This is a genomic window from Sphaerisporangium dianthi (assembly GCF_042654065.1).
Classification (GTDB): Bacteria; Actinomycetota; Actinomycetes; order Streptosporangiales; family Streptosporangiaceae; genus Sphaerisporangium; species Sphaerisporangium dianthi.
Genome location: NZ_JBHSFP010000005.1, coordinates 136,105 through 150,329, shown reverse-complemented (window position 1 = coordinate 150,329; position 14,225 = coordinate 136,105). Strand labels below are relative to the sequence as shown.

The following is a 14,225-nucleotide window of genomic DNA, read 5'->3' as shown; positions in this document are numbered from 1 at the left end:
TACCACGAAGACGCCCCCGCGGCCTCGAGAGAGCCATTGACGGCAGGCCGATATCCCGTTTCCGGTGCGACACATAAGCACGGCGTGGCGATTTTCTTCGGTTCGATTGCCCGCTGTCATTGTTACCGCCTAGCCTGCCATTCTATAGTCGGGATTCCTGCGGGGCATGGGCTGGAGGTGCGTCTGCAAGTGTCAGATGCTACACAAGCTGGCCCCTACTTCTTTCTAAGCTATGCGCATACTCCACGGCACGATGCCAATGATCGCTATGATCCCGATCAATGGGTGGAGAAGCTCTTCACCGACCTGTGCCGCCATGTGATGGTTCTGAGTGGCCTCGACCACGGCTCGAAGCCCGGATTCATGGATCGTGAGCTGCACTCGGGTAGCTACTGGCCTGACCGGCTCGCCAAAGGCCTGGCCACCTGCAGAGTCTTCGTCCCCCTCTACTCCAAGCGCTACTTCGAAAGCGAGCAGTGCGGCAAGGAGTGGACCGCTTTTTCCGAGCGGATTCTGTACCATCGTGCGCGCGGATGGGAGAAGGCCGAGACAATCATCCCGGCCATTTGGGTTCCCGTACCACCCGAAGAGCTCCCCGAGGTGGCCCGGTCCATTCAGTTCAACCATGCCGGCCTGGGGCCGAGGTATATCGAGCACGGCTTCTACGGCATCATGAAACTCAGGCAGTACCGCAGCGCCTACGACATGGCCGTCTACAACCTTGCGCGCCGCATCGTCGAAGTCGGGGAGTCGACCCGGCTCGCGCCGACCGTGCCGCCCGACTACGACTCGCTCCGCAGTGCGTTCGGCGCCTCCGAGCCCCCCTGGGCCGGCAGTCACCGTATAAGGATCACCGTGATCGCGCCCGACATCCACAACCTGCCGGAAGGTCGCGAGCCGTACCACTACGGACACACCCCTCAGGAGTGGAACCCCTACCGCCCGGAGATCGGCAGGCCGCTCGCCGAACACGCCGTCGAAGTGATACGCAATCTCGGCTTCCGTGCCGATGTGGGCTCCATCGACGACCACTATGACCATCTCTTCGGTGACGACCCGCCGACCAGCGCGGGGCTCGTGCTGGTGGACAACTGGGCCGCCGTCTCGGAGAAGTACCAGGAGCCGCTTCGCCGCCTCGACCAGGCCGACAAGCCATGGATCACCGTGATGGTGCCGATCAACAAGGGCGACGCGCAGACCACGGAAGCGGAACACCGACTGCAGGGGCACCTTGGAGCGATCCTGGAGCGCAAGCTCACCGAGGGACACCCGGTCAAGCGGTCGGTCGCGAATGACATCTCCACTTTCGACCAGTTCTGCAAAGCGGTCCCGGAGATGGTGCGGACGGCGATGAACCACTTTCTCCAACGCGCACCGACGTATCCACCCGAAGGGCGCGCGTCCATGGAGCGCCCGAGGCTGCAAGGTCCCCAGTCCCCGTACAACGGAAACGACGCGGAGGCTCAGCCATGAGTGACGCCCCCGAGGGCCACGTCATCACGTTCTACTCCTACAAGGGGGGAACCGGCCGCACGATGGCCGTCGCGAACACGGCGTGGATCCTGGCGAGCAACGGCAAGAGAGTGCTCATCCTTGACTGGGACCTCGAATCGCCCGGTCTGCACAAGTTCTTCCACCCCTTCCTCGACGCGGACAGGGTCGGCGCCACCCCCGGCATCATCGACATGATCAACGAGTACTCGCTGGCGACGCTGCAGGCCGGCACGAGACCGGCGGACTGGCATGTGGACTACGCCCGGGTGCAACGCCACGCGGTGTCCCTCGACTGGGACGATTTCCCTGGCGAGGGAACGCTCGACTTCGTCTCGGCGGGCCGCCAGAACCTCGACTACGCGTCCCTGATCTCGAGCTTCGACTGGGACAACTTCTACACCCGGCTGGGCGGCGGCCAGTTCTTCGACGCGCTTCGCGCCGACATGAAGGCCCGCTACGACTACATTCTCATTGACAGCCGCACCGGCCTCAGCGACATCGCCGACATCTGCACCGTCCACCTGCCGGACACGGTCGTGGTCTGCTTCACCCTGAGCGACCAGAGCATCGAGGGCGCCTCCTCGGTCGCGCAGACCATCAAGACCCGTTACCGCAACCGCGACATCCGCGTCCTGCCGGTACCCATGCGCATCGACGACGGCGAGAAGGAGAAACTGGACGCGGGCCGCGACCTCGCCAAGCGTCGGTTCGAGGGGTTCCCGCAAGGCATGACCCTCGACGACCTGCGCCACTACTGGGGCGCGGTCGAGATCCCTTACAAGCCCTTCTATGCCTACGAGGAGACGCTGGCCGCCTTCGGTGACTCGCCAGGATCCCCTACGTCCCTGCTGTCGGCCTTCGAGCGTCTGACGAGCATGATCACGCGGGGTGAGATCGCCTCCCTTCCCGCGCTGCGCGAGGATCTCCGGTTGACCGTCCGGGAGACCTTCGTCCGCAGACCGGCCACCGCCCCGGCCGAGGTCCTGCTGAGCTACGTGCCCGAAGACCGCATGTGGGCCGACTGGATCGCCTCCGTCCTGGAGCAGTCGGGCCTCGAGGTGGTGCGGCACGACCAGGACGACGCCGCGAACACCTCGGAATCAGCCCAGCGGAAAGCCTCGACCTCCCGGCACGTCGTCGCCGTGGTCTCCGCCGCGTACATGCGGTCCACGCAGCCGCACACGTTGTGGAAGCCGACGACGGCCGCTGAACCCAAGGGCCCGCGCTCCAAAATCGTGTCGGTGCGGGTCGCCGACGTGCGCATGGGCGCGCCGCTCGGCGACCGCCCGACCGTCGATCTCACCCGTTTGAACGAGTCGCAGGCCGTCGAGGCGCTGCTGCGGGTGCTGGGCCGGCCACCGCAGAGCACCAAGAGCATGGAGGGCGCCGCGCCCGCAGGTCCTCGCTTTCCGGGCATCCGGCCGCCCGTCTGGAACGTCGCGAACCGCAACGCCGTCTTCACCGGCCGCAACACCGTCCTGGAGCAGCTCCGCGACCAGATCGTCGGCAACAGCAAGACCGTGGTCCTCCCGCAGGCGCTCTTCGGGCTCGGCGGCGTGGGCAAGACGCAGGTCGCCCTGGAGTACGCTCACCGGTTCATGGCCGACTACGACGTGGTGTGGTGGGTCGCCGCAGAACATCTGGAGCTCATCAACCCCGAGATGGCGGAGCTGGCGGAGAAACTCGGCGTCCGGGTCGGTGACAGCGTCGCCGAGGCGGCCAAGGCCGCCCGGGAAGCGCTGCGCATGGGGCGACCGTACTCCCGCTGGCTGCTGGTCTTCGACAACGCGGACGATCCCAAGGAACTGGAACCCTACATGCCCAGCGGGTCGGGGCACATCCTGATCACCTCGCGGAATCCCGCCTGGTCACGGGTGGCCGATCCCCTTGAGGTGGACGTCTTCACCCGCGAGGAGAGCATCGAGCATCTGCGCCGGCGCGCGCCGGGCCTTGATGTGGAGGACGCCGCCAGGGTGGCCAACGCGCTCGGCGACCTGCCCCTGGCCATCGAGCAGGCCGGAGCGTGGCTGGAACAGACCGGTATGCCGCCCGAGCAGTACCTCGGCCAGCTCACCGAGATGCTGAAAATCGGTGAGCAGCCCGCCGACTATCCCACCCCCGTCGCCGCGACCTGGAATGTCTCCTTCGAACGGCTCCGCCAGCAGTCGCCGGCATCGGTGCGCCTGCTGGAACTGCTCGCCTTCTTCGGTCCCGAACCGGTCTCGCTGTACATGCTCCACAGCGACGCGATGGTGGAGTGCCTCGTCCCCTACGACGACGCGATGCGGGAGAAGGTCATGTTGGGCCCGGCGATCCGCCAGCTGGGCCGGTACGCCCTGGCCCGCGTGGACCTGGCCGACAACTCCATCCAGGTGCACCGGCTCATCCAGGCCGTCGTGCGCGACCGGATGAACGACGACGAACGGGAGACGACCGTCCACGACGTGCACCGCGTCCTGGTCGCCGCCCGTCCTCGGGTGGGCGAGGTCGACGACCCCAAGAACTGGCCCCGCTACGACGAGATCTGGCCGCACCTCGTTCCTTCCAAGGCGGCCGAGTGCGACGAGGAGGAGACCCGCCGCCTGCTCATCGACCGGGTGCGCTATCTGTGGAGGCGCGGGGAGTTCCAGGCGAGCCTGGACCTGGGCAACAGGCTCGAGGAGGTGTGGAACATCAAGCTCGGCACAGGCGACCGCCAGACCGTCCACCTGCGGTTCCACCTCGCCAATACCCTCCGGTCCATGGGCAGGTACGCCGAGGCTCACCTGGTGGACACCGAGGTGCTGACCCACCAGACGCGAGAACTGGGCGAGTCGCATCCCTACACGCTGTTGACCGCCGGCAGTCTGGCCGCCGACCTGCGGGCGCTCGGAAAATTCCAGGAAGCCCTTGATTTGGACGGCCAGACCTATGAGCGGGTCAAGGACCTGTTCGGCGAGGACCACAACCGCACGTTGATGGCCGCCAACAACCTCGGAGTCAGCCTGCGGCTCACCGGCGGCTTCGCCCGGGCGAGGGAACTCGACCAGGAGATCGTGGACAGCCGGCACAAGGTGATCGGTGAACTGCACCCCCACACTCTCGACACCGTCGCGAACCTGGGACGCGACCAGCGGGAGCTCGGACATTTCACCGAGTCGGTGGAGACGACCCGGGTGGACCTGGCGCATTACAGCCGGGTGCTCGGCGACGGCCACATCGAGACCCTGCGCACCGCCACCAGCCTCGCGACCTCGCTGCGCCGGAACGGCGCCGAGGCAGAGGCCCGTCAGCTGATCGAACAGACCCACAGCAGCTACGTCCAGCACTACGGCGACGCGCATCCCGGGACGCTCCTGTGCCGCCTGGAACTCGCCTCCTGCCTCGCCACGATGGGTGAGATCGCCGCCGCCCACGAACGTGCCTCCGATGTCATGCGGCACTTCACCGGCACCCTGGGGGCCGACCACCCGTACACGTTGGCCTGCGCCAACAACATCGCCTCCTACCAGCGGGCACTGGGCCGCCTGCCGGAAGCGAAGCGGCTCGCGGAAGCGTCCCTCGCGGGTCTCGCGGAGCAGGTCGGCGAGGACCATCCCATGACACTGCTGGCGGCGATCAACGTGGCGAGCTGCCTGGCGGAGCTGTCTGAACCAGCTGCCGAGGTGGTGGACCGCCGCACGCTCGCCCGCCTGCGCGAGATTCTCGGCAGCGAGCATCCGGACACGCTCGTCTGCGAGGCCAACTTGGCCATGACGCTCAACACCGTGGGGCGGACGGCGGAAGCGCGCCAGTGCCGCGAACGGGTGCTGCACGCGATGCGCAAGGCGCTCGGCGACGATCACCCGCACATCGCCGACCTGGCCGCCTGGCGCAGGATCTCCCGTGACCTGGAACCGCAGCCGTGGTGACCGCTGACGCCACGGCCATGGCGGTGCCCTTCAGGCGGCCTTCTCACCGTTGACGAGCCAGGGCAGCAGGTCTGGAAGCGCGGTCAGGGAGCCGAAGTGCGCGGCGTCCGGCTCCACCTGCATGGTGGCCGTGCGGATGCGAGCGGCCAGCCAGCGCGAATGGCCGATCGGGGAGATCTTGTCCTTCTCGCCATGCCAGAGGAGGGTCGGGACCCGTATGGCCGCCGGGTCGAACCCCCAGGGGGAGAGGAAGGCGATGGAATCGTCGAGCCAGCCGTCCTGCGAGTGGCGCAGCGCCTCGGCGAAGTTGGCGACGAGCATCGCGCGCACACCAGGGTTGGCGACCATTCGCCGGTCCGCCTCCGGAAGCTCGTGGTACAGACTGGCGATCAGGCTTGCCGGATCGGTGCGAATACGCCGCACGGTGGGAGCGAGCCAGTCGGCGAAGCGGCTACGCCCGGCGAGAGCGAAGCGGTACTCGGTGATGTTGGACTCGGTCATGCCGCCGAACCAGTCGAGACCTTCGGCGGCACGCGGAGCGATGCCGACCAGCACTGCGACCCGCAGGACACGATCGGGCAGCAGCGCGGCGCAAGCCAGAGCGTGCGGGCCACCTCCCGACCGGCCGACCACCGAGAACCGGTCGATGCCGAGCGCGTCGGCGATCGCCGAGACGTCTTCGGCCGCGCTGGCCACCGAGCGGCCGACCATGTGGTCGGAGAGGCCGTACCCGGGGCGGTCGAAGGTGATGAGCCGCACGCCCAGCCGGTAGAGGACCGACCCCCTCGGACATGGACCTACCCTGCTCCCCGGAGTGCCGTGCAGCAAGAAGACCGGATCGCCGTCGGGCTGCCCCTTCTCTTGGATCGCGAGTCGTCTGCCGTCAGCCGTTTCCACGAACCTGCCGGATTCTCCCTTCTCCTGGACTGTGAGACCTGTGCCATCGGCCGTGCGCACGACCTTCGTCAATGCCCGCCTCCCCTGGACGAGATGCCCTGACCAAACATCCCCCAAATCGCCGGGCCGTGGAAGGGGCACAGGGACATTCGCCGGGACCGGCCAGGACGCTACTCTGGCGTCATGCGTCGAGTTTTGATCGTCTCTCCGCCGACCGCCCGATAGCGGGCGGTTTCTCTCCATCTGTCCGGGTCTCAGTGGCTCGGTGAGTGGCGGCTGCCCGCGTTCTGGGCCCTTTTCCGCTTCCACTCCTCTGGAGAGAGTTCATGACGCACGTCTCCGTACGGCGAGGCATGCTGTACGTCACCGCAGCCGCGGCCATCTGGGGCACGGGCGGCCCCGCGGCGGCCCTGCTCTACCAGGTCAGCGGGCTCGGCCCGCTGGCGGTCTCGTTCTGGCGCTTCGTCTTCGGCGCCCTCCTGCTGTTCGCCGCCGCCCGCCTGCCGGGGCTCGGCGGGCACCGGCCCGCATGGCCGGTGCTGCTCCTGGCCGGGGCCGGGCTCGCGGTGTCGCAGGCGGCCTACTTCGGAGCGGTCGCGACGAGCGGCGTGGCCGTGGCGACCGTGATCACGCTGGGCGCCAGTCCGGCGCTGGTGGCCCTCGGGGCGCGGGTGCTGCTCGCGGAGCGGCTCGGACGGAGGGGCGCGGTCAGCATGGGGCTGGCCTTGGCGGGCCTTGCCCTGCTGGTGGGCGGCCCGTCCGGCGCGTCGGCGCTCGGCGTGGCCTTGGCGCTGGTGTCGGCGGTGGCCTACGCCGGTGTCACTCTGCAGTCGCGGCACGCGGGCCGGTCCCAGGCGCCCGCCGCGCCACGGGGAACCGCCATCGCCGCGCCGGCGGACGGGGCCGCTTCTGCCGGTGAGGCGTACGGGAGGGCCATGTGGGGGTTCGCGGTGGGCGGGGCACTGCTGCTGCCGGTGGCCGCGGCGGAGGGGCTGGTGCCGAGCGGGGGTGAGGCGGCGTCGGTGGCGCTGCTCGGCTACCTCGGCGCGATGCCGACCGCGCTGGCGTACAGCCTGTTCTTCGCGGGGCTGGCCTCGGTGCGGGCGACGACCGCCTCGGTGGTGGCGCTGCTGGAGCCCGCCGGCGCCACGGTCATCGGCGTGCTGCTGCTCGGCGAGCGCCTGCCGGCGGCCTCGGCGGTGGGCGCGGCCGTCCTGCTCGCCTCGGTGGCGCTCCTGGCCGCCGGCGAGTCACGCGACGTCCGCGGGCGGAGCACGTCCGGGTAGCGGACGAGGGCGGAGGTCCGCGGGCGGGTGCGGAGGTCCGTGGACGGGGGCGGACGTCCGCGGGCGGGGGCGGACGTCCGCGGGCGGGGCGGGAATTCGGCCGTGGACGGCGTCCGGCGGTGTGGCGGGTACGAAGGTTTCACCATGCGTAGTCTGGAAAGACCTTCCAGCCTCACGGGAGAGGGGCCTGGATGAGCGCCGAGGCAGCGCCGCTGAGCCGCCGGCAGGTCCGCCTGGTCTTCGCGGGCCTGATGGTGGCTCTGCTGCTGGCGGCTCTCGACCAGACGATCGTGTCGACCGCCCTGCCGACGATCGTCGGCGACCTGAAGGGTCTCGAGCACATCGGCTGGATCGTCACGGCCTACATCCTGGCCTCGACCATCGGCCTGCCCATCTACGGCAAGCTGGGCGACCTGATCGGCCGGAAGATCGTCTTCCAGGCCGCCATCGTGATCTTCCTGGTCGGGTCGGTGCTGTGCGGCGTGGCGCAGAACATGCCCCAGCTGATCGGCTTCCGCGCCCTGCAGGGGCTCGGCGGCGGCGGACTCATGATCGGCGTACAGGCCATCGTGGCCGACCTCGTCTCCCCGCGCGAACGCGGCCGCTACGTGGGCGTCATCGGCGCGGTGTGGGGGCTGTCGTCGGTCATCGGCCCGCTCATCGGCGGCTTCTTCACCGACCACGCGAGCTGGCGCTGGTGCTTCTACGTCAACCTGCCGCTCGGGCTGGTGGCGCTGGCGGTCACCGCCGTCGTGCTCAAGCTGCCGAGGCCGCGGTCCCGCCCGAAGCTGGACGTTCTCGGCACGGCGCTGCTGGCGGGCGCCTCCACCTGCGTCGTGCTGGTGACGAGCTGGGGCGGCACGCAGTACGCGTGGAGCTCCCCCGTGATCATCGCTCTGGCGGCCGGGGCCGTGCTGCTCGCGGTCGGGTTCGTCTTCGCCGAGCGGGTGGCGGCCGAGCCGATCATCCCGCTGCGCCTGTTCAAGAACAGCCTGTTCGCCCTGCCCGCGGCGATCGCGGTGTTCGTCGGCGTGGGCATGTTCGCCGCCATCGCCTACCTGCCCACCTTCCTGCAGATGGTGAACGGGGCGAGCGCGACGCGGTCGGGGCTGCTGATGCTGCCCATGGTCGCGGGCATGACGATCACCTCGATCGGCTCGGGCCGGATCATCTCGGCGACCGGGCGCTACCGCCTGTTCCCGATCGGGGGCATGGCGATCCTGGCCCTCGGGCTGGCGCTGCTGTCGCGGATGACGGCCGACTCCTCGATGGTGCTCAACGGGGTGTACATGTTCGTGACCGGGTTCGGGCTCGGCATGGTGTTGCAGACGCTGGTGCTGATCGTGCAGAACTCCGTCGGCTACCGCGACGTGGGCGCGGCCACCTCGGCGGTGAACTATTTCCGCCAGACCGGCGCCTCGCTCGGCACGTCGCTGGTGGGCTCGGTGTTCATCCACCGGCTGTCGGACGCGCTGACCGCGAGCGGCGCCCGGCTGCCGGTGAGCGGCGTCAGCGCGATAACCCCGCAGATGGTGCACGGCCTGCCGGCTCCCGTTCGCGAGGCCATCGCCAGGGCCTACGCGCAGGCGCTGCCGCCGATCTTCCTGTACGTCGTGCCGTTCGTCCTGGTGGGCCTGGTCCTGGCCTTCCTGATCAAGGACGTCCCGCTGTCCGACCGCCCGGCCTCGGCGAAGCAGGACGTTCCGGCGCGCAGCGGCTGAGGCCGCCGGGGGCCGGAACGCGGTTACAGTTGGAGGCGTTGGAGGTGACGTGGCCTCGATACCGCGGTTTATGAGAAATCTCCTGGATCGTCCGGGAAGTGCAAATATCGGCCCATTTCAGCGCCTGGCCAGACAGGCGGGCGGCCACGAAGAGCGGGTCAAGGCGCTGGACGACCTTCCCCGCCCTGACATGGACGATCTGGCCGAGTTCTGCGCGATCGCCCGCGAGGCCGCCCGCCGCGCGCTGGACATGCGGCCGTTCGACGTCCAGCTCGTCGGCGCGCTCGCCCTGATGTCCGGGCAGGTCGCCGAGATGGCGACCGGCGAGGGCAAGACCCTCTCCGGCGCGATCGCCGCCGCCGGGTACGCCCTGCGGGGCAGGCGCGTCCATGTGATCTCGGTGAACGACTACCTCGCCCGCCGCGACGCCGAGTGGATGGGGCCGCTGTACGAGACCCTCGGCGTGTCCGTGGGCTGGATCGGGCAGTCCTCGACCCGCGAGGAGCGCAGGGAGGCCTACGCCAAGGACGTCACCTACGCATCGGTCAGCGAGATCGGCTTCGACGTGCTGCGCGACCGCATCGCGACGTCGGCCGGCGACCTCGTCGTCCCCGAGCCCTCCGTGGCGGTGATCGACGAGGCCGACTCCGTGCTCGTGGACGAGGCGCGGGTGCCGCTCGTGCTGGCCGGCGCCGCCGACCCCGGGGCGGACGCGCCCGAGACCGCCGACCTGGTCAGGCGGCTCTCGCGCGGCTACCACTACGAGCTGGACGACCAGGGTCTCAACGTGTTCCTGACCGCGAGGGGCACCGACGCGATCGAGAAGGCCCTGGGCGGCATCAACCTGTACGAGACGCCGGACGTGCTGACGCGGGTGAACCTCGCCCTGCACGCCCATGCCCTGCTCACCCGCGACGTCGACTATCTGGTGCGCGACGGGCGCATCCACCTGGTCAGCCAGTCGCGCGGCCGGGTGGCGACGCTCCAGCGCTGGCCGGACGGCCTGCAGGCGGCGGTCGAGGCCAAGGAGGCGCTGCCGGCGAGCGAGACCGGCGAAATCCTCGACTCGATCACCGTCCAGGGACTCATCCGCCGCTACCCCGAGATATGCGGCATGACGGGCACGGCGGTGGCGGTCGAGGAGCAGCTGAGGGAGTTCTACGGCCTGAAGGTCGCGGTCATCCCCTCCAACAAGCCGTGCGTCCGCCTCGACGAGCCCGACCGCGTGTACGGCACGGTCGCCGACAAGGAGATCGCGCTGGCCGAGGAGATCGCCCGCGTCCACGCCACCGGCCGGCCGATCCTGGTCGGCACGCTGGACGTGTCCGAGTCCGAGCGCCTCGCCCGCTACCTGGCGGCCGGCGGCCTCGACTGCGTCGTCCTCAACGCCAAGAACGACGCGCAGGAGGCCGCGATCATCGCGCGCGCCGGCGAGCGCTCGTCGATCACCGTGTCCACGCAGATGGCCGGGCGGGGCACCGACATCCGCCTCGGCGAGGGCGTCGCCGAGCTGGGCGGCCTGTACGTCATCGGCTCGGGCAGGCACGCGAGCAGCCGGTTGGACGACCAGCTGCGCGGGCGCGCCGGCCGCCAGGGCGACCCGGGCGGGTCGGTGTTCCTGGTCAGCCTCGAAGACGCCCTCATCACGCACTACGCGCCCGGCGAGGCGCTTCCGGCGGCCGAGGAGGACGGGGTCGTCCACCACAAGCGCGCCGGGTACGTCGTCGGCCACGCCCAGCGGGTCGCCGAGGGCTCCCACCTTGAGATCCACCGCAACACCTGGCGCTACACCCGGCTGCTGGAGCGCCAGCGCGACCTGGTGCTGGAACAGCGCGACAAGGTGCTGCTGGGCGACTCCGCGGCCGCCGCCCTGGCCGAGGCCGCCCCCGACCGCTGGGACGAACTGGCCAAAAGCGTCGCAGAGCCCGTGCTGAACGACGCCGCCCGCCAGATCGTCCTGTTCCATCTCGACCGCTGCTGGACCGAGCACCTGGGCTTCATGTCCGACGTGCGCGAGGGCATCCACCTTCGCGCGCTCGGCCACAGGCTCAAGCCCCTGGACGAGTTCCACCGCGAGGGCGTCACCGCCTACCGCCACCTGATGGAGGAGGTCGAGCGCCGCTCGGTCGAGACGTTCCTGGCGGCGACCATCACCTCTGACGGGCTGGACGCGCAGGAGAGCGGCCTCAAGCGGCCGACCGCCACCTGGACCTACCTCGTCCAGGAGAACCCGTTCGGCGACGCCTTCGACCGCGCGCTCAAGCGGCTCACGCCGAGGGGGAAGCGGCGGCAGGACCTCGACTGAGGCCACCGGCCGGGGCGGCGGGCCCCGGCCATCCCCTCTCCTGCGCCGGCGGGCGACTGTGATTGGGTGCTGGGTAACAGGAGCGTCGCACCGGGCACCTCCGCGACCGATGACGGTGACCGCATGAATCCTCATGACTTCCTCGACGTCGACGGTGACCTGTCCGACGAGGAGCGCGCGATCCGCGACGCGGTGCGCGACTACGGAAGCGCCGAGCTCCTCCCTCACGTCGCCGACTGGTTCGACGCCGGCACGATCCCCGACCCGCGCGGCCTGGCCAGGAGCATGGGAAAACTCGGCGTCTTCGGCATGCACCTGTCGGGCTACGGCTGCGCCGGCACCAACGCGGTGAGCTACGGCCTGGCCTGCCGCGAGCTGGAGGCGGTGGACAGCGGGCTGCGCAGCTTCGTCTCGGTGCAGGGGTCGCTGGCGATGACCGCGATCCACAAGTACGGCACCGACGCGCAGAAGGACGAGTGGCTGCCGCGCATGGCGACCGGCGAGGCGCTCGGCTGCTTCGGGCTGACCGAGCCCGACTCCGGCAGCGACCCCGGCTCGATGCGCACCCGCGCTCGCCGCGACGGCGACGACTGGGTGCTCGACGGCACCAAGATGTGGATCACCAACGGGTCGGTGGCCGACGTCGCGATCGTGTGGGCCAGGACCGACGAGGGCATCCGCGGCTTCCTGGTGCCCACCTCGGCCCAGGGGTTCTCCGCCAACGTGATCCACAAGAAGATCTCGCTGCGCGCCTCGATCACCTCCGAGCTGGTGCTCGAAGGGGTGCGGCTGCCCAAGGAGGCGCTGCTGCCGGGTGCTGAGGGCCTCAAGGCGCCGCTGTCGTGCCTGTCCGAGGCGCGGTACGGCATCGTCTGGGGCGTCGCCGGAGCGGCCCGCACCTGTCTGCTGGCCTCCATCGACTACTCCAAGAGCCGGGTGCAGTTCGACCGGCCGATCGGCGGCTTCCAGCTCACCCAGCGCAAGCTCGCCGACATGCTCGTGGACGTCAACCACGCCATGATGACCGCCCTGCGGATCGGGCGCCTCAAGGACGCCGGCCTCGCCCACCACGCGCACGTCAGCTTCGGCAAGCTCGCCAACGTGCGAGCGGCCCAGCGGGTGGCGGCCACCGCGCGCGGCGTCCACGGCGCCAACGGCATCACCTTGGAGTACCCGGTGATGCGGCACATGGTGAACCTGGAGACCGTCGCCACCTACGAAGGCACCGAGGAGGTCCACGCGCTCACCCTCGGCCGTGCGCTCACCGGCCTGGACGCCTTCCGCTGACCCCGGCGTCCAGGCCCGGCGGCGCGACGGCACGGCACGGCGGCACGGCACGGCGGCACGGCGGCACGGTCAGGCGGCGCTGCCCGGCGAGGGTTTCGGTCGCGTGGACGCGGAGGCCGGTTTCGGTCACATGAGCCGGGCTCCGGTCGCGGGCCGGACGGCGGGACGACGTCTGGCGCGCGTTCCAGGACGCCGCCGGCCATCGGCCGGAGGTTCGAAGATTGGTACCGGTACGGCTTGCCCCGGAGGGCGGAATCCGCTTTCCTTGCGCAAGCCGTACCGGATCGCCGAAGCACGCACCGCCCGGTGCTCACCGTGCCCCGACGAGACCTCACAGACCCCAGAACCGCGAGGTCAGCTCAAGGGTTCGCCACCCAGCCCCGCGACGAACCATACGATCTTGCCGCCGCCGTCCGCCTGGACGACGCCCCAGTCGTCGGCGAGCGTGCCGACGATCAGCAGACCTCGCCCGCAGGTGGCGTCCAGATCGCCGGGCCCTTCGCAGGGCAGCCCGTCGCCGGCGTCGAAGACCTCGCCGTAGACCCATTGCCCGTCGCTGCCGAGCCTGAGCGAGAACGCCGTGCCACCATGCTGGATGGCGTTGGTGACGAGCTCACTGATGATCAGCGAGCAGTCGTCGACCAGCCCGCCTGTGCCCCAGCGTCGCAGTTCCTGGCTGACCAGTACACGTGCCGCGCGGACACTCTCGGCTTCTGCGGACAAGATCCATTCGGCCGTCCGCAGGGGGAGGCCACTGAGCACGTCCGGTCCGGTCGTGCAGTTCGCGCGGAAGGTGACGGACACCGGGAACTCCTTAGTGGGAGCGCTCCCACTCACATTACGGCAATAAGTCAGTGATGTGAATCACTCGCAACAAGATTGTTGGGGTTTCGGGCGGTAGACCAGGGGCTTATGTCGGGTTATCCGCAGCAATGTTGATCGATGGAGGCAGACATGCCCGTTCCTCACCTTTGACGGAGCGCCGCCTTTGGGAGCGCTCCCAATAACCCGCAGGAAGAGCCGGAAACCGGGTGAACCCGGTGCCGGGCGTCGGAAAACCGTCGAGGTGACGGGGGACGAGAGGACCGGGCCGCGAAGCCGGTGAGCCGGGCCGGCCACGGCGAACCGCGCGGCCGTGCCCCTCTCTCCTGGACATCCACACCCGGTCATCGCGGGGCGGGACAGCCCTGGACTCCGTCGTCGTCGCCTGGGGCCCTCGACGGCGACCGCCGCCGGGCGATCGCCACCGGGGACGGCGCCATGCTCACCGCGCGCGAGGTGCGTCCGCTGCCGTCGGCGACCGCCTCGCCCGCCGCGTCCGATGCGACCCGCCCGCCGCGTGCGA

General features: G+C 69.8%; 8 protein-coding genes. 6 read left to right on the top strand and 2 right to left on the bottom strand.

Translation table 11 applies throughout. The annotated features are described in order from the left end of the window. The first annotated feature begins 84 nt into the window (after positions 1 to 84). Positions 85 to 1,473: a TIR-like protein FxsC gene (locus tag ACFO60_RS10370; protein ID WP_380839551.1), complete on the top strand. Its 1,389-nt coding sequence runs from the start codon at positions 85 to 87 to the stop codon at positions 1,471 to 1,473. Next, positions 1,470 to 5,384 (top strand): FxSxx-COOH system tetratricopeptide repeat protein, encoded by a 3,915-nt coding sequence (gene fxsT, locus ACFO60_RS10365; protein WP_380839549.1) that lies wholly within the window; start codon positions 1,470 to 1,472, stop codon positions 5,382 to 5,384. Before ACFO60_RS10370 ends, fxsT begins: the two co-directional genes overlap by 4 nt. Before the next feature lie 30 nt (positions 5,385 to 5,414). Here the strand turns inward: fxsT and ACFO60_RS10360 are convergent, their stop codons facing one another. Continuing rightward, complete coding sequence (locus ACFO60_RS10360) at positions 5,415 to 6,524, bottom strand: alpha/beta fold hydrolase (RefSeq protein WP_380839547.1); 1,110 nt, start codon at positions 6,522 to 6,524, stop codon at positions 5,415 to 5,417. A gap of 83 nt (positions 6,525 to 6,607) precedes the next feature. Between ACFO60_RS10360 and ACFO60_RS10355 the strand changes: the two genes are divergently transcribed. From ACFO60_RS10355 to ACFO60_RS10340, 4 genes are all read left to right on the top strand, one after another. Next, a complete protein-coding gene (locus tag ACFO60_RS10355; RefSeq protein WP_380839545.1) occupies positions 6,608 to 7,567 on the top strand; it encodes a DMT family transporter in 960 nt (319 codons plus the stop codon). Positions 7,568 to 7,758: 191 nt separating this feature from the next. Further along, complete coding sequence (locus ACFO60_RS10350; protein ID WP_380839542.1) at positions 7,759 to 9,288, top strand: MDR family MFS transporter; 1,530 nt, start codon at positions 7,759 to 7,761, stop codon at positions 9,286 to 9,288. A gap of 70 nt (positions 9,289 to 9,358) precedes the next feature. After that, a complete protein-coding gene (gene secA2, locus ACFO60_RS10345) occupies positions 9,359 to 11,593 on the top strand; it encodes an accessory Sec system translocase SecA2 (RefSeq protein ID WP_380839541.1) in 2,235 nt (744 codons plus the stop codon). A gap of 123 nt (positions 11,594 to 11,716) precedes the next feature. Further along, positions 11,717 to 12,880, top strand: a complete 1,164-nt coding sequence (locus ACFO60_RS10340; protein WP_380839539.1) for an acyl-CoA dehydrogenase family protein — start codon at positions 11,717 to 11,719, stop codon at positions 12,878 to 12,880. 354 nt (positions 12,881 to 13,234) lie between these two features. Here the strand turns inward: ACFO60_RS10340 and ACFO60_RS10335 are convergent, their stop codons facing one another. Next, a complete protein-coding gene (locus tag ACFO60_RS10335; RefSeq protein ID WP_380839537.1) occupies positions 13,235 to 13,684 on the bottom strand; it encodes an ATP-binding protein in 450 nt (149 codons plus the stop codon). Positions 13,685 to 14,225: the final 541 nt, after the last annotated feature.